The following is an 18,013-nucleotide window of genomic DNA, read 5'->3' on the forward strand; positions in this document are numbered from 1 at the left end:
TTAAATGGCTACATCGGCCTTGATGCTTGGGTCGGCGTCGTAACCGACGATCTCGAAATCTTCGAACCGGTAGTCGTAGATCGACGCAGGCTTACGCTTGATCACCAGTTCCGGCAGCTTCTTCGGCGTACGCGCCAGCTGGGTCCGGATCTGTTCCATGTGGTTGCTGTAGGCGTGGGTGTCGCCGGTGGTGACGATGATCTCGTGAGGGATCAGGTCGCACTGCTGGGCCAGCATATGGGTGAGCAGCGCCAGGGCGGCGGTGTTGTAGGGCAGGCCGAGGAATACATCGGAGCTGCGGATATACAACTGCATCGATAAATGGCCGTCATGCACGAATGCCTGGTACAGCAAGTGGCACGGTGGCAGGGCTTGCTTGCCGTTGCGCGCGTTTTCCTGGGGGCTCTTGGTTTCGTCCGGCAGGTACTCGACGTTCCAGCCGTGGAACAGGATGCGACGGCTGTTGGGGTTGGTCTTCAGCGTCTCGACCATGTAGTCGATCTGGTTGATCTTGCCGCCGTCCTTGGTCGGCCAGGCCGTCCACTGCTCGCCGTACACCGGGCCCAGGTCACCGTCTTCGGTGGCCCATTCGTCCCAGATTCTTACGCCGTTCTCGTTGAGCCACTTGATGTTGGTATTGCCGCTTAACATCCAGATCAGCTCGTTGGCGATGCTTTTGAAGTGAAGCTTCTTGGTGGTCAGCAGCGGGAAGCCATCGGCCAGGTTATGCCGGTACTGACGGGCGAACACGGCCTTGGTGCCGGTGCCGGTGCGATCGCCCTTGGTCAGGCCATTGGTCACGACGTCGTTCAGTAGTTCGAGATATTGCTTCATGTCATTACCTGTATCGTTGAAGCCGAGGCCCAGCAGGCCCCGGCATTCGAATTCAAAGCGCGGTGTGCTTCAGCGGCTGCGGGCGATTGTACGCCCACCACAGCAGGCCCAGGCCGACGAGGATCATCGGGATGCTGAGCACCTGCCCCATGGTCAACCAGCCCCACGCCAGGTAGCCCAACTGTGCATCCGGCACGCGTACGAACTCGACGATAAAGCGGAAGATCCCGTAGAACAGCGCGAACATGCCGGAAACGGCCATGGTCGGACGCGGCTTGCGCGAGAAGAGGTAGAGAATCACGAACAACGCCACGCCTTCGAGAGCAAACTGGTACAGCTGCGACGGATGACGCGGCAATTGCGCCGGGTCGCTGAACGGCGGGAAGACCATGGCCCATGGCACGTCGGTCGGTTTGCCCCACAATTCGGCATTGATAAAGTTACCAATGCGCCCGGCACCCAGGCCGATCGGGACCAGTGGCGCGACAAAGTCCATCAGTTGGAAGAACGACTTGCCGTTGCGCCGGCCAAACCACCAGGCGGCGATCATCACGCCGATAAACCCACCGTGGAACGCCATGCCGCCCTTCCACACCTCGAAAATCAGCGTCGGGTTATCGATGTACGCAGGCAGATCGTAAAACAGCACATACCCCAGGCGCCCGCCGACGATCACCCCCATCGACAGCCAGAACACCATGTCGGAGAGTTTCTCCTTGGTCCAGGTCGGGTCGAAACGGTTCAGGCGTCGGGAGGCCAGCAGCCAGGCGCCGCCGATGCCGATCAGGTACATCAACCCGTACCAGTGGATTTTCAGCGGACCGATGGCCAGGGCCACCGGGTCGATCTGCGGGTAAGGCAGCATTGCGACTCCTCGTTCAATCATTCGTGATAGCGCCCGGACCATGCCCGTGCGCGATTAAGCCTGCGTTACAACAAAAAGTTTAAGCCGACGCAAAACAGCAGAGCAGCGAACAGGCGCTTGAGCAACCGCGGCGACAACCGGTGTGCCAGGCGCGCGCCGAAGCGGGCAAACACCATGCTGGTCAGGGCTATGCCCAGCAGCGCCGGCAAATACACGAACCCCAGACTATGGGCGGGCAGCAGGGGGTCATGCCAGCCCAGAATCATGAAACTTAACGCACTGGCCAGGGCAATCGGCAGGCCACAGGCAGACGACGTCGCCACCGCCTGCTGCATCGGCACACTGCGCCAGGTCAAAAAGGGCACCGTCAGCGAGCCGCCGCCGATGCCGAAAATCGCCGAGGCCCAGCCAATCACCGTGCCGGCCAGGGTCAGCACGAGCTTGCCCGGCACCGTGCGGCTGGCCTTGGGCTTGACCTCCAGGGCCAACTGCACAGCGATGATCAACGCGAACACGCCGATGATCTTTTGCAAGTGAGGGCCGGAAATCGCCTCGGCAGTAAGTGCGCCAAAGCCCGCGCCGATCAGGATGCCCACCGTCATCCACACAAAGATCGGCCACCGCACAGCGCCCCGTCGGTGATGCTCGCGCACGGCATTGACCGACGTAAAGATGATGGTCGCCAGGGAGGTGCCCACCGCCAGATGGGTCAGCACCTGGGGATCGAAACCCTGCAAGGTGAAGCTGAACACCAGCACCGGCACAATAATGATCCCGCCGCCTACGCCAAACAGCCCGGCGAGCACGCCCGCGCAGGCACCCAGCAGCAAATACAGCACAAATTCCATGGGAGCCCCCGAAGCAAGTCCGGCATGTTAACGGATGGAAGGCATGCGACCCAACTGGATACGATGGAACGTCTTTGCTTGAGTCGGTAGAGTGGCAAAAACACAAAAGGGATGACCTGATGTGCCTGATTGTTTTCGCCTGGCGACCGGGCCATGCCCAACCGCTGATCGTCGCGGCCAACCGCGACGAGTTCTACGCACGCCCCAGCCTGCCCTTGGCCCAGTGGGAAGATGCGCCCCATGTCTATGCCGGCCGCGATCTGGAAGCGGGCGGCACCTGGTTGGGGGTCAATGCCGATGGGCGATTTGCAGCCCTGACCAATATCCGTGATCCGCACCAGCCGCCGGCACGCAAGTCGCGCGGGGAACTGGTAGCGCGGTTTCTTAGTGGATCGCTGTCCGTTGACGACTATTTGGCCGAAGTTAACGGCCGCTCGATTGAATATGCCGGCTTCAACCTGCTGCTGGGAACGCAAGATGAGCTGTGGCACTACAACGCCAACGAGACTGAACCGACACGTTTGAAGGAAGGCGTGTATGGCGTATCCAATGCGGGCCTGGATACGCCCTGGCCGAAGCTGGTCAAGGCCAAGGCAGCATTGCGTGAAGGCTTGGATAACCCGCAGCCTGAGGCCTTGCTGGACATATTAAGCGATTCGCAGACCGCCCCCTTTGCCGAGTTACCGGATACCGGCGTCGGCTTGGCCACCGAAAGTCTGTTGTCGAGCGTGTTTATCGCCAGCCCTACTTATGGGACCCGAGCCAGTACGGCGCTTATTGTGAATGCCGATGGGACGCGGCAGATGGTGGAGCGTAGTTTTGGGCCGATGGGTGGGCGGCTGGGTGAAGTAGAGCTCAGAATTTAGCGGCATGATCGCCCCACTCTGCGTGGGAATGCCTCTTGTGACGATATGCGTCACGCTTTAAAAGCGGACGCAGAGCGCCCGGTGCTGCATTCCCACGCAGAGCGTGGGAACGATCGGTTACAAGGTTTTGGCGGAAGCCGGGTTAATCATGCGTGTCAGCCCCAGGTTCTTCAGCGCCAGTTGCAGCGAGCTGTGGATAACTTGCGGGTTGTCGATGGTCATCAACTCGGCCAGCAGGTCCTTGGCCATGCTCAGTTCAACCTGGCGCAGCATCCACTTCACCTTTGGCAAGTTGGTGGCGTTCATCGACAGGCTGTCAAAGCCCATCGCCATCAACAGCACCGCCGCAGCCGGGTCGCCGGCCATCTCACCGCAGATACTCACCGGCTTGCCCTCGGCGTGGGCGTCGCGCACGACGTGTTGCAGCGCTTGCAGCACCGCCGGGTGCAGGTAGTCGTAGAGGTCGGCCACCCGTGGGTTGTTACGGTCCACGGCCAGCAGGTATTGGGTCAGGTCGTTGGAGCCCACCGACAGGAAGTCCACTTGCCGCGCCAGCTCTTTGGCCTGGTACACCGCCGCCGGAATTTCGATCATCACGCCAATCGGCGGCATCGGTACGTCGGCACCTTCGTCGCGCACTTCGCCCCAGGCGCGGTGGATCAGGTGCAGGGCTTCTTCCAACTCATGGGTGCCGGAGATCATCGGCAGCAGGATGCGCAGGTTGTTCAGGCCTTCGCTGGCCTTGAGCATGGCGCGGGTCTGTACAAGGAAAATTTCAGGGTGGTCGAGGGTCACGCGGATACCGCGCCAGCCAAGGAAGGGGTTGTCTTCCTTGATCGGGAAATACGACAGTGACTTGTCGCCGCCGATGTCCAGGCTGCGCATGGTCACCGGCAACGGGTGGAAGGCCTGCAGTTGCTCGCGATAAATCGCCAGCTGCTCCTTCTCGCTCGGGAAACGCTGGTTGATCATGAACGGCACTTCGGTGCGGTACAGCCCCACCCCTTCGGCGCCACGCTGTTGCGCGCGGGCAACGTCGGCCAGCAGGCCAGTGTTGACCAGCAGTGGTACACGATGGCCGTCGGTGGTCACGCACGGCAGTTCGCGCAACGAATCGAGGCCCAGCGCCAGTTGTTTCTCTTCTTCAACCACTTCGGCGTATTGCTTGCGCAGCACGTCGCTGGGGTTGGTAAAGACTTCACCGCGATGGCCGTCGACGATCATGTCGATGCCGTCGACCTTGGAATACGGCAGATCTACCAGCCCCATCACCGTCGGAATGCCCATGGCCCGGGCCAGGATCGCAACGTGGGAGTTACCCGAGCCCAATACCGACACCAGACCCACCAGCTTGCCTTCGGGCACTTCGCCGAGCATGGTGGCCGTCAGTTCTTCACTGATCAGGATGGTGTTGTCGGGGTAGACCAGGTTGGTGGTGCGATCTTCCTGCAGATAGGCCAACAGACGGCGACCGAGGTCGCGCACATCCGAGGCACGTTCGCGCAGGTAGGCGTCATCCATCAATTCGAAACGGTTGACGTGATCGGTAACCACCTGGCGCAGTGCGCCCTGGGCCCACTGGCCGGTCTTAATCACGGTTTTGACTTCGTTGCCCAGCGACGCGTCGTCGAGCATCATCTGGTACACATCAAACAACGCACGCTCTTCGGGGCGCAGTTGGGTGGCCAGTTTTGTCGACAGATTGCGCATGTCGGCGCGCACGCCTTCGAGGGCCGTCTTGAACAGTTTGATTTCGGCGTCGATGTCTTCGATGGACTTGTCCGGCACCACATCGAGGTCGGCCGGCGGCAACATGACCACGGCCGTACCGACGGCGGCACCCGGCGAGCCCGGCACACCGACGAACTTCGCTTCCTGGATACCCTTGCCCTGACGGCCCAGACCCCGAATCGAACCCGTGGCTTCGGCGTGGGCGATAACCCCGGCGAGCTGCGCGCTCATGGTCACGAGGAAGGCTTCTTCACCTTCATCGAACTGGCGGCGTTCTTTCTGCTGGATGACCAACACGCCGACGACGCGGCGGTGGTGAATGATCGGTGCGCCGAGGAACGACGCATAGCGCTCTTCGCCGGTTTCGGCAAAGTAGCGGTAACGCGGGTGATCGGCCGCGTTTTCAAGGTTCAAGGGTTCTTCACGCGTCCCCACCAGGCCAACCAGACCTTCATTGGGCGCCATGCTGACCTTGCCGATGGAGCGCTTGTTCAAGCCCTCCGTGGCCATCAGCACAAAACGGTTGGTCTCTGGGTCCAGCAGGTAAACCGAGCAGACCTGGCTGCCCATGGCTTCCTTGACGCGCAACACAATAATCCCCAACGCCGCCTTGAGATCCTTGGCGGAGTTAACTTCCTGGACGATCTTGCGCAGCGTATTGAGCATGGCTCGGGGTCGAACTCCGTCGTCAGTCGCGCGCTAAAAGGCGCGGGGCAAGCTCTTTGAGAGCGCGACGATAAACTTCGCGCTTGAATGTCACCACCTGGCCCAACGGGTACCAATAGCTGACCCAACGCCAGCCATCGAACTCCGGTTTACCGGTCAAATCCATCCGCACCCGCTGCTCGTTAGAGATCAGGCGCAGGAGAAACCATTTCTGCTTCTGGCCGATGCACAGCGGTTGGCTGTGGGTACGCACCAGGCGTTGCGGCAAACGATAGCGCAACCAGCCACGGGTACAGGCCAGAATTTGCACATCTTCACGCTCAAGGCCGACTTCTTCATTCAACTCACGGTACAAGGCGTCTTCAGGGGTTTCGTCGGGGTTGATTCCACCTTGAGGAAACTGCCAGGCATCTTGGTTGATTCGGCGAGCCCATAGCACCTGTCCGGCATCATTCGTAAGAATGATCCCGACATTAGGACGGAAACCATCGGGGTCGATCACGGCAACAACCTCGCAAACGCATGTCGCCGCATTGTTCCACAAAGCTTGCGCAAGCGGCAACGAGGCTTCTTAGCTTATGTGCACTCTTGTGAAAAGACCGTATTCTGGACGCCTTTTTACAGACTTTTCAGCGAGTAACTGCAATGCGCCTGGCTTTATTCGACTTGGACAACACCCTTCTCGGCGGTGACAGCGACCACGCGTGGGGCGATTACCTGTGCGAGCGCGGGATTCTTGACGCGGTGGCCTACAAAGCTCGCAACGACGAGTTTTACCAGGACTACCTGGCCGGCCAGCTGGACAACGCCGCCTACCTGAACTTCTGCCTGGAGATTCTCGGCCGTACCGAGATGGCCCAACTCAATGAGTGGCACAACGACTATATGCGCGACTGCATTGAGCCGATCATGCTGCCGCAGGCCTCAGAGCTGCTGGCCAGGCACCGCGCCGCCGGCGACAAGCTGGTGATCATCACCGCCACCAACCGGTTCGTCACCGCGCCAATTGCCGCACGCCTGGGCGTCGACACCCTGATCGCCACCGAGTGCGAGATGGAAAATGGCCGCTACACCGGGCGCAGCACTGACGTGCCGTGCTTCCGTGAAGGCAAGGTGACGCGCTTGAATCGCTGGCTGCAAGAGACTGGCCATAGCCTGAAAGACAGCTATTTCTACAGCGACTCGATGAATGATTTAGCGCTGCTGGAGCAGGTAACGCACCCGGTGGCCGTGGACCCGGATCCTAATCTTCGCGCCGAGGCCGAGAAGCGCGGCTGGCCGGTGATTACCCTGCGTAGCTGATGGCCCTGTCGGGGGCGAGCCTTAAACCGGCTTGGCCCCCATCAACCCCGCAATCGCCACAAACCCCATCAGGCTCACCACTGCGAGCACCAGCGTGAAGTTCACGCTGCCGCCCTCGCCTTTACGCAGGCGATTGAGTCGCGCCAGCAGCCAGAACCAGGCAAGCGCCGCGACGGTGTAAAGCAGGCTGGAGCCCAGAATCCAGGTCTGTCCCAGCGGCCAGCCGGTCAGGTGCACCAGCCACCAGCCGGTGAACGGCATGCTCACCAGGCAAATGCCCATCAACAGCCACACGAACGCCCCCGGCCGCTGCAGACTGACCGCCGGGCCGGCGCTGCGTTTGCGCCAGGTCAACAGCGCCAGGCCCAGGCCGCTGAGCAGCAACAGCACGGTGGCCGCGATGTGGATAACTTTCAGGGTGGTCAGGGTTTCCATGTGTCGTCTTCCTTAAAGGCCGCATCCTCAGCGTAGTCGCTCAACCGAGGAACAGCGTGTAGGCCGGGTTGTCGCTCTCATCCCAGTACGGGTAGCCGATGGCCTCCAGCGCTGCGGGTACCAGATGACGTTCGTTCGCCGGTACTTGCAGCCCCGCGACCACTCGGCCATCGGCCGCGCCGTGGTTGCGGTAGTGGAACATCGAGATGTTCCAGCGCCCGCCCAGTTTGTTCAGGAAGTTGAACAGCGCCCCCGGACGCTCCGGGAACTCGAAGCGAAACACCACTTCGTTGCTGACGTGGGCCGCATGGCCGCCGACCATATGGCGGATGTGCAGCTTGGCCAGTTCGTTTTCCGTCAGGTCCAGCACCGGAAAGCCCTGCTCAGTGAGACTGGCGATCAACGCACTGCGTGGGTCGGTTTCGGGGTGAGTCTGCACGCCAACGAAGATGTGCGCCTCGCTGCCGGAGTGGTAACGGTAGTTGAATTCGGTGATCTGGCGCTTGCCTACAGCCTCGCAGAACGCCTTGAAGCTGCCCGGCTGCTCGGGAATGGTCACGGCGATGATCGCTTCGCGCCCTTCACCCAGCTCGGCACGCTCGGCCACATGGCGCAGGCGATCGAAGTTGACGTTGGCCCCGGAGTCGATCGCGACAAACGTCTGGCCGCTGACGCCACGGGTCTCCACGTACTTCTTGATCCCCGCCACGCCCAATGCGCCAGCCGGTTCGGTGATGGAGCGGGTGTCGTCGTAGATGTCCTTGATCGCAGCACAGATTTCATCGGTGCTCACGGTGATCACTTCATCGACATAGTCTTTGCAGATATCAAAGGTGTGCTGACCGATCTGCGCCACCGCCACGCCGTCAGCAAAGAGCCCCACGGTCGGCAACACCACGCGCTCGCCCGCAGCCATCGCCACTTGCAGGCAGTTGGAGTCGTCCGGCTCGACGCCGATGACCTTGATCTCCGGCCGCAGGTATTTCACGTACGCCGCAATCCCCGCGATCAGGCCGCCGCCGCCTACCGGTACGAAGATCGCGTCCAGCGGCCCCGGGTGCTGGCGCAGGATTTCCATCGCCACGGTGCCCTGCCCGGCAATGGTGTGCGGATCATCGTAGGGGTGAATGTAGACGTAGCCTTTTTCGTCGACCAGCTTCAGCGAGTAGGCCAGGGCTTCCGGGAAGGAATCACCGTGCAACACCACTTTACCGCCACGAGAACGCACGCCTTCGACCTTGATCTCCGGGGTGGTCTTGGGCATCACGATAGTCGCCTTGACCCCCAGCACCTTGGCCGCCAGGGCCAGGCCCTGGGCATGGTTGCCCGCCGAGGCCGTGACCACGCCACGCGCGCGCTCTTCGGCGGTCAATTGAGTCAGCTTGTTATACGCACCGCGAATCTTGAACGAGAACACCGGCTGCAGGTCTTCGCGCTTGAGCCAGACGTTATTACCCAGGCGCTCGGAGAGCTGGCGGGCGGTCTGCAGCGGAGTTTCTACGGCAACGTCGTAAACGCGCGAGGTGAGGATCTTTTTGACGTACTGTTCAAGCATCGGCGGAAATCACTGGGCGGGTTGGGCAGGGCCGAGGAGTCTAACCCGGCTTTTGGCCGTACGACCACACGAATCCCGAGGTTTTGTTGGGTTATACTCGCGCGCCTCGATAACTCCCCGCCCGTTCCGGAGCACGCATGACCCAGGATCAACTCAAACAGGCAGTGGCCCAGGCCGCCGTCGATTTAATCCTTCCTAAACTCGACGACAAGAGCATCGTCGGTGTCGGCACCGGCTCCACTGCCAACTGCTTTATCGATGCGCTGGCCCAACACAAGGGCGCGTTCGACGGCGCCGTGGCCAGTTCCGAAGCCACTGCCGCGCGCCTCAAGGGTCATGGCATTCCGGTGTATGAGCTCAACACCGTGAGCGACCTGGAGTTCTACGTCGACGGCGCCGATGAGAGCGACGAACACCTGAACCTGATCAAAGGCGGCGGCGCGGCCCTGACCCGCGAGAAGATCGTCGCGGCCGTGGCCAAGACGTTCATCTGCATCGCCGACGCCAGCAAGCTGGTGCCGGTGCTCGGCGCGTTCCCGCTGCCTGTGGAAGTGATCCCGATGGCCCGCAGCCACGTGGCCCGCGAGCTGGTCAAACTGGGCGGCGACCCGGTGTACCGCGAAGGCGTGCTGACCGACAACGGCAACATCATCCTCGACGTCTTTAATATGCAGATCACCAACCCGGTAGAACTGGAAACCCGGATCAACGCCATTGTCGGCGTGGTCACCAATGGCCTGTTCGCCGCGCGTCCGGCGGATGTGTTGCTGCTGGGTACGCCAGAAGGCGTGAAAACCCTTAAGGCCTGACCGGTTTTTTGAACACGTAGAACAGGTTCGGCTCGCTGACGAGGTACAAGGTGCCCTCGTCATCCATGGCGATGCCTTCGGCCTGCGGCACTCGCTTGTTCAGGCCATGGCGCCCGTTGAGTAGAGAAAGACTGCTCAGCGGGCGACCGTCGATATCCAGCTCCAATACCAGAAACGACTCGTCCGACAGCGCCAGCAAGTGGCCGCTGCGTTCGTCGTATTGCAGGCTCGACAGGTCGCGCACAAACAGCCCGGCGTCACGCTTGGGGTTGTTGACCACGTGCACCGAGTAGGTCTTTTCCGGCTTGAAATGGGGAAAACCGTGGACCTCGTAGATCAGCATCGGGTCGCGCTCCTTGGCCACGAACAGACGCTTGCCCACCGAGTCATAGGCCAACCCCTCAAACCCCTTGTTACCGCCGACATGCACGCCCAAGGTCATTTGTTCAGCGTCGCCGGCGTCGAGAAACTGGGTGTCGTCGTCCACATGCACCTTGATCAGACGCTGCTGGCGCTCATCGGTGATGACGTAGATGTTGTCGCTGATGAACTCCACTGCCTCGGCATCACCAAAGCCCACCAGGGGAATACGCCGCAGGATCTTGCCCTCCAGCGACAATTCGATCAGCTCGGCATTTTTATTGGTGACGGTAAACAGGCTTTTGCGCACCGGGTCGTAGGTGAGCGCCGAGACATCGTCATCAAGCCCCTCGATGACCTGGGCCTCCACGGCCACCCGGTAATCCGCCAGGCAAATCGAACCGGCATTTGCCGGCTGGCGCCATGCCTGCCAGTTGAACCAGGCGCGCTCGAACAGGCGAAAGTGCTGCGCAACAGCCCCGGCGCTGATCAGGGCGATCAGCGCGAGTACATATAGGATGGGTTTGGGGCGGGCTAATCGACGCATCGGGGCGGGCTCAAAATCAAAAGTGGCGAATGAATATCACGCCTGTCTGAATTTAAACTTAAACGCGCCCAAATGTCTGGCGAATGCCGCTGCCAGCGAGGTATGCGACGTAATCGGTGTGCTATTTCTGCTTTTCGAAACGGTAGAACAGGTTCGGCTCACTGACGATGTACAGCGTGCCGTTCTCGTCCATGGTCACCCCTTCCGCACGCGGGATGGTGTCCTTGAGCCCGTTGAATCCGCCAAGCAACGTCATGAAGCTGACTTGTTCGCCCTTCTCGTCCAGCTCCAGCAGCAAGTGGGAGTCAGCCGAGAGCACCAGCAGGTGGCCCGTGCGTGGGTCCACGGCCAGGGCCGAAAGGTTGCGCATGTCCAGCTCTTTACTGGCCAGTTTCTGCTTGTCGCCAACCAGAGGCTGGCTGCCATCGCTTTTCCAGGTGAATAACGCCGGTGGGCGCTCTTCGCCCAGCACCAACTGTTGTTGGCGCTTATCCCACGCGACCGCTTCAAAGGCTTTGTTCTGGTCTTTGGAGGGGCCCAGGTCGACCGTCTGGAAATCGGCCTTATTAAGTTGCTGGGTGGTGGCATCGACCTTGACAAGGGTCAGGCCATGCTGGCGCTCATCGACGATCGCCATCATGCCGTCTTCCATCACCGTTACGCCTTCCGCGTTGTCCCAGCCGTTGAGCGGCATCTTGCGCAGTACATCGCCCTGCAGGTTCAACTCGACGAGGAAGGGGTTTTTGCCCATGACCGAAAACAGGGTTTTGGTCTGCGGGTTATAGGCCACATCCGAGGCCTCGTCTTTCTCCATGCCCGGCAACACCTTGGCATCGATGACCACGTGGTAGTCCGGCAGCCATACACTTTCGCTGCGTTCGGCTGGGGTTTCAAAACGTTCCAGCACCCAGAGTACGCCGCGGTCGTCCCAATGCATGGCCCAGGAAACGCCATAGACGATCACCCCTGCCAGCAGCAGCCAGGAATACCAGCGCAGGGCAAAACGAGAACGCGGCTTGGGTGTAACGGAGGGCAGAGGCACGGCCATTGGGCGCTTTTCCGGAAAGTCAGCGTTAGGTGATAGCACAGGATCAACAGGCCCGCGCCCTGGAGGCTGGGGATTATCCGGATGGTGTGTGAAAAAAATGCAAAAAGACCGGATGGGGGGTGTGGCGAAGGCGTAGGAGCTTGACGGCTGCTGCGCAGCTCGGCGCGGGGCAAGCCCGCTCACCACAAAAAGCCGACTACAACAAATAGCCCGCTTACCACAGCAAGCCCGCCTATTACAGCAAGCGGGCTTGCCACAGAGATCCAGTGCGCCGGGTCAGACCTCAGCGAACGACGCTTTCGAAGCGATTGACGCCCGACAGTTCCAGCACCAGCTCATCGCCCACATTCAGCGGGCCCACGCCGGCCGGGGTGCCGGTGAGGATCACGTCACCGGCCTGCAGCGAAAAGCAGCCAGCCATGTACTGGATCATCGGGATGATCGGGTTGAGCATCTGCGCGCTGTTGCCGTTCTGGCGCACTTCGCCATTGATGGCCAGGCGGATGCCGATGTCGGTGAAGTCGGCAAAGGTGCTGCTCACCACAAAAGGCGCCAGCACCGCCGCGCCGTCGAAAGACTTGGCGATTTCCCACGGCAGGCCCTTGGCTTTGAGTTCGGCCTGCTTGTCGCGCAGGGTCAAATCCAGGGCCGGGGCGAAGCCGGAGATGGCATCCAGCACTTCTTCACGGCTCGGTTTGTTCGACAGCGGTTTGCCGATCAATACCGCGATTTCCGCTTCGTAATGCACCGAACCGCGCTCGGTCGGGATGGCGAACCCGCCTTCCAACGGCACCACGCAGCTGCCTGGCTTGATGAACAGCAACGGCTCAGTCGGAACCGGATTGTCCAGTTCCTTGGCATGTTCGGCGTAGTTACGCCCAATGCACACCACTTTACCCACCGGAAAGTGAATGCTGGTGCCGTCGATATACTTGTGCTGGTAGCTCATGAAACGACTCCTTCAGGGGCGGTTAAACAGCGAAGATCTTGCCCGGGTTCATAATCCCGTTCGGGTCGAACACCGCTTTGACGGCTTTCATGTATTCGATCTCAACCGCGGAACGGCTGTAGTGCAGGTAATCGCGCTTGGTCATGCCCACGCCGTGTTCGGCGGAGATCGAGCCGTTGTACTTCTCGACGGTTTCAAACACCCACTTGTTCACGGTGGCGCACTTGGCGAAGAACTCGTCTTTGCTGAGGCTTTCCGGTTTGAGGATGTTCAGGTGCAGGTTGCCGTCGCCGATGTGGCCGAACCAGACAATTTCAAAATCCGGGTAGTGCTCGCCGACGATCGCGTCAATTTCCTTCAAGAACGCCGGCACTTTGGAGACAGTGACCGAAATATCGTTTTTGTACGGCGTCCAGTGGGAGATGGTCTCGGAGATGTACTCGCGCAACTTCCACAGGTTATGCAGTTGGGTTTCGCTCTGGCTCATCACCCCGTCGAGCACCCAGCCCTGCTCCACGCAGTGCTCGAAGGTTTCCAGGGCGTGGTTGGCCACTTCCTCGGTGGTGGCTTCGAATTCCAGCAGCGCGTAGAACGGGCACTCGGTTTCGAACGGTGCCGGCACGTCACCGCGGCCGAGGACTTTGGCCAGGGCCTTGTCGGAGAAGAACTCGAAGGCGGTCAGGTCCAGCTTGCTTTGGAACGCATGCAGCACCGGCATGATCGAGTCGAAATCGGTGGTGCCCAGCACCATGGCAGTGAGGTTTTTCGGCGCCCGGTCCAGGCGCATGGTGGCTTCGACGACGAAGCCCAGGGTGCCTTCGGCGCCGATGAACAGTTGGCGCATGTCGTAGCCGGTAGCGTTTTTGATCAGGTCGCGGTTCAGTTCCAGCACGTCACCCTTGCCGGTAACGACTTTCATGCCGGCCACCCAGTTGCGGGTCATGCCGTAGCGAATAACCTTGATTCCGCCGGCATTGGTGCCGATATTGCCGCCAATCTGGCTCGAACCGGACGATGCAAAGTCCACCGGGTAGTACAGGCCGTTTTCTTCAGCGACGTTCTGCAATTGCTTGGTGACCACGCCCGGCTGGCACACGGCGGTGCGGTCGGTGAGGTTCACGTCGAGGATCTGGTTCATATAGTCGAAGGACACCACCACTTCGCCATTGGCCGCCACAGCGGCTGCCGACAGGCCGGTGCGACCGCCCGATGGCACCAGCGCCACCTTGCGTTCATTGGCCCAGCGCACAATGGCCTGGACCTGCTCGATCGTCTTGGGAAAGACGATGGCGGTGGGCGCGGGTGCGAAGTGCTTGGTCCAATCCTTGCCGTAAGCCTCCAGGGAGTCGGCGTCGGTCAGCACTTTGCCGGGCTCAACCAGGGTCTTTAGCTCATCAATCAGGGCAGGATGGGTCATCGACAGAACTCTCGAACAATTCATGGTCATCCTGAGAACGCTTCACGTCGCAGGAATGAGTGTTAGCGGGGCGCGTATGCTAGCATACCGCCCCCGCAGGACAGAGCCCAAGGGCGTTTCTGCGGTGACGGCTTTCCTGCCGTCCGGGTCAGCTTGCGCTGCTCGATTCCCTGCCATTTTTCTCCGGGATACAGGTTTACGCAGATGAGCAAGACTTCTCTCGATAAGAGCAAGATCAAGTTCCTTCTTCTGGAAGGCGTCCACCCATCGGCTGTCGACGTTCTGAAAGCCGCCGGGTACACCAGCATTGAGTACATCACCAGTTCTCTGCCGGAAGCCCAGCTCAAGGAAAAGATCGCCGACGCGCACTTCATCGGCATTCGCTCCCGCACTCAACTGACCGAAGAGATCTTCGATCACGCCAAGAAACTCGTGGCAGTTGGCTGTTTCTGCATCGGCACCAATCAGGTCGACCTCAACGCAGCGCGCGAGCGCGGCATCGCGGTGTTCAACGCACCGTACTCCAACACCCGTTCCGTTGCGGAGCTGGTGCTGGCCGAGGCCATCCTGTTGCTGCGCGGCATTCCTGAGAAGAACGCTTCCTGCCACCGTGGCGGCTGGATCAAGAGCGCGGCCAACTCCTTCGAAATCCGTGGCAAAAAGCTGGGTATCGTCGGTTACGGCTCGATCGGCACTCAGCTGTCGGTGCTGGCTGAAGGCCTTGGCATGCAGGTGTTCTTCTACGACACCCTGACCAAACTGCCGTTGGGCAACGCCACCCAGGTGTCGAGCCTGACCGAGCTGCTGGGCATGTCCGACATCGTCACCCTGCACGTTCCGGAAACCGCTGAAACCCAGTGGATGATCGGCGAGAAGGAAATCCGCGCTATCAAGAAGGGCGGCATCCTGATCAACGCAGCACGCGGCACCGTGGTCGAGCTGGACGCCCTGGCCAACGCGATCAAGGACAAGCACCTGATCGGCGCCGCTATCGACGTGTTCCCGGTGGAGCCGCGCTCCAACGATGACATCTTCGAAAGCCCGCTGCGTGGCCTGGACAACGTGATCCTGACCCCGCACATCGGCGGTTCCACCGCTGAAGCCCAAGCCAACATCGGCCTGGAAGTTTCGGAAAAACTGGTCAAGTACAGCGACAACGGTACCTCGGTATCGTCCGTAAACTTCCCGGAAGTGGCCCTGCCGGCTCACCCTGGCAAGCACCGTCTACTGCACATCCACCAGAACATCCCTGGCGTGATGATGGAGATCAACAAGGTGTTCGCGGAAAACGGCATCAACATCTCCGGTCAGTTCCTGCAGACCAACGAGAAGGTCGGCTACGTGGTCATCGACGTCGATGCCGAGTACTCGGACCTGGCGCAAGAGAAGCTGCAGCACATCAACGGCACTATCCGTAGCCGCGTGTTGTTCTAAGGCTTTAAACGCTGCACAAAAAATGGGAGACCCGCGAGGGCCTCCCATTTTTTTATCTGAACACAGCTTACTTGACGTTAACCGTGATGACTTTCGACGCTACCGTGGGCTCGAATTGGCGATGTACGTTATCGCCAGCCACCAGTTGCAGCGTGTGCTTGCCTGGGGTCAGGGTCAGCTCGGTTTCGGTTTGCGCCTTGCCGAAGTGAATCGAGGTAGCCGTGGCCGGAATCGCCTCATCTGCTTTAAGTGCGCTCACGTCCTGGTCGACCAGCAGGTGGTGGTGGCCGGCGTTAGGCACTTGTTTGTCGATCGGCTCGAGGTCCAGGCCCTTGACGCCGAATTTGACGGTGAAGGTTTTGTCGACGGTCGCGCCATCTTTGGGCGAGACGATAAACACTTCAGCGCCTTTAGGCGCAGGCGTACGAGGAAGGTCTGCGGCGCCGGCCAACATCGAGGTGCCCAGCAGCAGGCTGGCAATCGTTGCACGGGACAAAAGGGCTTTCATTCGCTTCTCCAGTTTTTCTGTGAAATCTGTAGGGTTGTGACAACTTCGCGACAAATTGCTGTCCAAGGCACTCACCACCCTAGCAAAGCGATGCTGAACGGCGCCTCGCACATTCAAATTCTTTAGGAGTGACCATGCGCTTCTCGCCTGGCCTGTTACTTTTGCTACCTCTTCTGAGCCCCTTGGCTCATGCCGAACTGATCGACGACGTCAATGATCGCGGTGAACTGCGCATAGCCCTTGAAGCCAATACCCCGCCCTACAACTTCAAGGAGGGCGACAAGCTCACCGGGTTTGAAGTCGAGTTGGGTGAACTGCTGGCAAAAGAAATGGACGTGCGCTCCTCGTTTATCACCACCGATGACGCCGACCTGCTGCCAGGTGTGGAAACCGGCAAATACGACGTGGCCATCAACCATATCGCTATGACTGCCGAGATGAAGGATCGGTTCGATTTCAGCGAGGTTTATGACGAGAAGTCTGAGCTGGCGATCCCGTTCCAGAAAGGTAACCCGGCCTTCAAGACGAGTTTGAACGGGGCATTGAAGCGCGTGAAGGACGATGGGCGACTAAAGGCACTGTGGCAGAAGTGGTTCGAAGACCAGGCCCCTACAGTTGCGCCAACGCCTGTGCCGCCTCCGGCAACTCCAACTCACTGAACACCTGCACGCCATGGCGCTTGAGCAGCGCCGCCGTGACGCCTTCACCCGGCACCTTCACGCCGCGGAAGGTGCCGTCGTAGGTCAGCAGGTTGCCGCACGACGGACTGTTGGCCTTGAGCACAGCGATGCGGATGTTGTGCCGCTGCACCAGCGCCAGGGCCTGCCACGCGCCATCGAGAAAGGCGGCGCTGAAGTCTTCGCCCTCGGCCGTCAGCACGCTCGCGCGGCCGTCCCACACATCCGCGCCCTGCCCGCCGCCAATCTCCGCCGCAGGCCTGGGCGTCGGCAAACCGCCTGCCACTTCCGGGCAAATCGCCACCACCCGGCCTTCGGCTTGCCACGCGGCGAGCTGGCCAAATGGCCCGCTGGCACCACCGTCGTAGCGCACCTTGTGGCCCAACAGACAGCGGCTGATCAGGATCTTTTGCATGTTAAAACGGCTCGTTGCCCCGCCGACGAAACCAGCCGGTGAGGGACAGCCGTTCGCGCGTGGCAGGCATGACTTCGTGGGGCACCTCGCCCGACAGGAACACCACCAGGCAACCGCCGGTGGGCACCACATCGTATTCGACGCCGTCCTTGAGGTACATGCGCAACTGGCCGCCATGCTCGGGCAGCCAGGCGTCGTTCAAGTAGATCACCGCCGAGACCATGCGCCGATCATCATCGCGGAATCGGTCCAGGTGCTTGAGGTAAAACGCGCCCGGCGGGTACATCGCGAAATGGCTTTCGAAGTCTTCCAGGCCGAGGAACAAACCCCGGTTCATCGCCAGACGCAGGCTGTCCATCAGCAGCATGTAGCTGTCACAGACGGCGGCGTCGCCCTCCTCCAGCCACTGGATATGGTCACCGCGAATACCCTCGCGAATCTCCTGCGACGGCCCGCGCCCCACCGCCGCCGGGGCCAGTTCACCCTCGGCCGCACGTTTACGGCACTCAGCCGCCAGTTCCAGGGTCAGAGCCTGGGGCAGGAAGCCGTTCTGCTGCGACCAGCCTTTTTCGGCCAGGTCCTCGACGATGCGTTGCAGCAGTGGGTGATCAAGGGGTATTTGCATGGCGCGCATAGTATCCATACGCCTGTGAATCCGACAGCGCCGTCGAGCGTGTGAATGCACTTTAGTCAGGTGACTGATAGGACTTCTCGACAAATCCTACGCCCGACACGGACAATAGTGGC

19 protein-coding genes are annotated in these 18,013 nt (G+C 60.6%); 5 read left to right on the forward strand and 14 right to left on the reverse strand.

Annotated elements, in window-relative coordinates; all coding sequences use genetic code 11:
* The 3 genes from KZX66_RS17245 to KZX66_RS17255 form a co-directional block, all read right to left on the reverse strand.
* Complete coding sequence (locus tag KZX66_RS17245) at positions 1–834, reverse strand: thymidylate synthase (RefSeq protein ID WP_248081594.1); 834 nt, start codon at positions 832–834, stop codon at positions 1–3.
* Positions 835–886: 52 nt separating this feature from the next.
* Complete coding sequence (lgt, locus tag KZX66_RS17250) at positions 887–1,699, reverse strand: prolipoprotein diacylglyceryl transferase (protein WP_248081595.1); 813 nt, start codon at positions 1,697–1,699, stop codon at positions 887–889.
* A 65-nt stretch (positions 1,700–1,764) separates the two neighbouring features.
* Positions 1,765–2,547 (reverse strand): sulfite exporter TauE/SafE family protein, encoded by a 783-nt coding sequence (locus KZX66_RS17255; RefSeq protein WP_248081596.1) that lies wholly within the window; start codon positions 2,545–2,547, stop codon positions 1,765–1,767.
* 119 nt (positions 2,548–2,666) lie between these two features.
* On the opposite strand from KZX66_RS17255, the gene KZX66_RS17260 reads away from it, so the two are divergent.
* Positions 2,667–3,413, forward strand: coding sequence for an NRDE family protein (locus tag KZX66_RS17260; RefSeq protein ID WP_248081597.1), 747 nt, complete (start codon positions 2,667–2,669; stop codon positions 3,411–3,413).
* 117 nt (positions 3,414–3,530) lie between these two features.
* Here KZX66_RS17260 and ptsP read toward each other — a convergent pair whose 3' ends face one another.
* Both ptsP and KZX66_RS17270 read right to left on the reverse strand, forming a co-directional pair.
* Positions 3,531–5,810, reverse strand: a complete 2,280-nt coding sequence (gene ptsP / locus KZX66_RS17265; protein ID WP_248081598.1) for a phosphoenolpyruvate--protein phosphotransferase — start codon at positions 5,808–5,810, stop codon at positions 3,531–3,533.
* Between the two features lie 22 nt (positions 5,811–5,832).
* Entirely contained in the window at positions 5,833–6,312 is a 480-nt protein-coding gene (locus tag KZX66_RS17270) for an RNA pyrophosphohydrolase (RefSeq protein WP_003176750.1), read from the reverse strand.
* A gap of 143 nt (positions 6,313–6,455) precedes the next feature.
* Between KZX66_RS17270 and KZX66_RS17275 the strand changes: the two genes are divergently transcribed.
* Entirely contained in the window at positions 6,456–7,112 is a 657-nt protein-coding gene (locus KZX66_RS17275; RefSeq protein WP_248081599.1) for an HAD family hydrolase, read from the forward strand.
* Positions 7,113–7,133: 21 nt separating this feature from the next.
* On the opposite strand, the gene KZX66_RS17280 is transcribed toward KZX66_RS17275, so the two are convergent.
* Both KZX66_RS17280 and ilvA read right to left on the reverse strand, forming a co-directional pair.
* Entirely contained in the window at positions 7,134–7,547 is a 414-nt protein-coding gene (locus KZX66_RS17280) for a DUF2269 family protein (RefSeq protein ID WP_248081601.1), read from the reverse strand.
* Positions 7,548–7,587: 40 nt separating this feature from the next.
* Positions 7,588–9,102, reverse strand: coding sequence for a threonine ammonia-lyase, biosynthetic (gene ilvA / locus KZX66_RS17285; RefSeq protein WP_248081602.1), 1,515 nt, complete (start codon positions 9,100–9,102; stop codon positions 7,588–7,590).
* A 137-nt stretch (positions 9,103–9,239) separates the two neighbouring features.
* Here ilvA and rpiA point away from each other — a divergent pair, with 137 nt between their 5' ends.
* On the forward strand, positions 9,240–9,911 hold the full coding sequence (rpiA, locus tag KZX66_RS17290; protein WP_248081604.1) for a ribose-5-phosphate isomerase RpiA: 672 nt from the start codon (positions 9,240–9,242) through the stop codon (positions 9,909–9,911).
* Here rpiA and KZX66_RS17295 read toward each other — a convergent pair.
* The 4 genes from KZX66_RS17295 to KZX66_RS17310 form a co-directional block, all read right to left on the reverse strand.
* Positions 9,901–10,818, reverse strand: a complete 918-nt coding sequence (locus tag KZX66_RS17295) for an SdiA-regulated domain-containing protein (RefSeq protein WP_248081606.1) — start codon at positions 10,816–10,818, stop codon at positions 9,901–9,903. The genes rpiA and KZX66_RS17295 overlap by 11 nt on opposite strands.
* Before the next feature lie 121 nt (positions 10,819–10,939).
* On the reverse strand, positions 10,940–11,866 hold the full coding sequence (locus tag KZX66_RS17300; protein WP_248081608.1) for an SdiA-regulated domain-containing protein: 927 nt from the start codon (positions 11,864–11,866) through the stop codon (positions 10,940–10,942).
* Positions 11,867–12,149: 283 nt separating this feature from the next.
* The gene (locus KZX66_RS17305) at positions 12,150–12,815 is read right to left on the reverse strand and encodes a fumarylacetoacetate hydrolase family protein (RefSeq protein WP_248081610.1); all 666 of its coding nucleotides are present in this window, start codon (positions 12,813–12,815) and stop codon (positions 12,150–12,152) included.
* 22 nt (positions 12,816–12,837) lie between these two features.
* Positions 12,838–14,232, reverse strand: a complete 1,395-nt coding sequence (locus tag KZX66_RS17310; RefSeq protein ID WP_248081612.1) for an FAD-binding oxidoreductase — start codon at positions 14,230–14,232, stop codon at positions 12,838–12,840.
* 204 nt (positions 14,233–14,436) lie between these two features.
* On the opposite strand from KZX66_RS17310, the gene serA reads away from it, so the two are divergent.
* Positions 14,437–15,666 carry a phosphoglycerate dehydrogenase gene (serA, locus tag KZX66_RS17315; protein ID WP_248081613.1) on the forward strand — a complete coding sequence of 410 codons (1,230 nt, stop codon included), beginning with the start codon at positions 14,437–14,439 and terminating at the stop codon, positions 15,664–15,666.
* 67 nt (positions 15,667–15,733) lie between these two features.
* On the opposite strand, the gene KZX66_RS17320 is transcribed toward serA, so the two are convergent.
* Positions 15,734–16,174, reverse strand: a complete 441-nt coding sequence (locus KZX66_RS17320; protein WP_248081615.1) for a DUF4399 domain-containing protein — start codon at positions 16,172–16,174, stop codon at positions 15,734–15,736.
* A 134-nt stretch (positions 16,175–16,308) separates the two neighbouring features.
* Here KZX66_RS17320 and KZX66_RS17325 point away from each other — a divergent pair, with 134 nt between their 5' ends.
* Positions 16,309–16,833, forward strand: coding sequence for a transporter substrate-binding domain-containing protein (locus KZX66_RS17325; protein ID WP_248081617.1), 525 nt, complete (start codon positions 16,309–16,311; stop codon positions 16,831–16,833).
* Here the strand turns inward: KZX66_RS17325 and KZX66_RS17330 are convergent.
* Positions 16,784–17,266 (reverse strand): DUF523 domain-containing protein, encoded by a 483-nt coding sequence (locus KZX66_RS17330; RefSeq protein ID WP_248081618.1) that lies wholly within the window; start codon positions 17,264–17,266, stop codon positions 16,784–16,786. The genes KZX66_RS17325 and KZX66_RS17330 overlap by 50 nt on opposite strands.
* Before the next feature lies 1 nt (position 17,267).
* Positions 17,268–17,900, reverse strand: a complete 633-nt coding sequence (locus KZX66_RS17335; protein ID WP_248081836.1) for a 2OG-Fe(II) oxygenase — start codon at positions 17,898–17,900, stop codon at positions 17,268–17,270.
* Positions 17,901–18,013: the final 113 nt, after the last annotated feature.

This window comes from Pseudomonas sp. EYE_354, assembly GCF_023148575.1.
Classification (GTDB): domain Bacteria; phylum Pseudomonadota; class Gammaproteobacteria; order Pseudomonadales; family Pseudomonadaceae; genus Aquipseudomonas.

Coding starts and splice junctions, on each gene's coding strand:
- KZX66_RS17330 (WP_248081618.1), bottom strand. CDS start 17,266: ATGCAAAAGATCCTGATCAGCCGCTGTCTGTTGGGCCACAAGGTGCGC.
- KZX66_RS17325 (WP_248081617.1), top strand. CDS start 16,309: ATGCGCTTCTCGCCTGGCCTGTTACTTTTGCTACCTCTTCTGAGCCCC.
- KZX66_RS17335 (WP_248081836.1), bottom strand. CDS start 17,900: ATGCGCGCCATGCAAATACCCCTTGATCACCCACTGCTGCAACGCATC.
- KZX66_RS17300 (WP_248081608.1), bottom strand. CDS start 11,866: ATGGCCGTGCCTCTGCCCTCCGTTACACCCAAGCCGCGTTCTCGTTTT.
- KZX66_RS17255 (WP_248081596.1), bottom strand. CDS start 2,547: ATGGAATTTGTGCTGTATTTGCTGCTGGGTGCCTGCGCGGGCGTGCTC.
- KZX66_RS17305 (WP_248081610.1), bottom strand. CDS start 12,815: ATGAGCTACCAGCACAAGTATATCGACGGCACCAGCATTCACTTTCCG.
- KZX66_RS17275 (WP_248081599.1), top strand. CDS start 6,456: ATGCGCCTGGCTTTATTCGACTTGGACAACACCCTTCTCGGCGGTGAC.
- KZX66_RS17310 (WP_248081612.1), bottom strand. CDS start 14,232: ATGACCCATCCTGCCCTGATTGATGAGCTAAAGACCCTGGTTGAGCCC.
- lgt (WP_248081595.1), bottom strand. CDS start 1,699: ATGCTGCCTTACCCGCAGATCGACCCGGTGGCCCTGGCCATCGGTCCG.
- serA (WP_248081613.1), top strand. CDS start 14,437: ATGAGCAAGACTTCTCTCGATAAGAGCAAGATCAAGTTCCTTCTTCTG.
- KZX66_RS17260 (WP_248081597.1), top strand. CDS start 2,667: ATGTGCCTGATTGTTTTCGCCTGGCGACCGGGCCATGCCCAACCGCTG.
- ptsP (WP_248081598.1), bottom strand. CDS start 5,810: ATGCTCAATACGCTGCGCAAGATCGTCCAGGAAGTTAACTCCGCCAAG.
- KZX66_RS17295 (WP_248081606.1), bottom strand. CDS start 10,818: ATGCGTCGATTAGCCCGCCCCAAACCCATCCTATATGTACTCGCGCTG.
- ilvA (WP_248081602.1), bottom strand. CDS start 9,102: ATGCTTGAACAGTACGTCAAAAAGATCCTCACCTCGCGCGTTTACGAC.
- rpiA (WP_248081604.1), top strand. CDS start 9,240: ATGACCCAGGATCAACTCAAACAGGCAGTGGCCCAGGCCGCCGTCGAT.
- KZX66_RS17280 (WP_248081601.1), bottom strand. CDS start 7,547: ATGGAAACCCTGACCACCCTGAAAGTTATCCACATCGCGGCCACCGTG.
- KZX66_RS17320 (WP_248081615.1), bottom strand. CDS start 16,174: ATGAAAGCCCTTTTGTCCCGTGCAACGATTGCCAGCCTGCTGCTGGGC.
- KZX66_RS17245 (WP_248081594.1), bottom strand. CDS start 834: ATGAAGCAATATCTCGAACTACTGAACGACGTCGTGACCAATGGCCTG.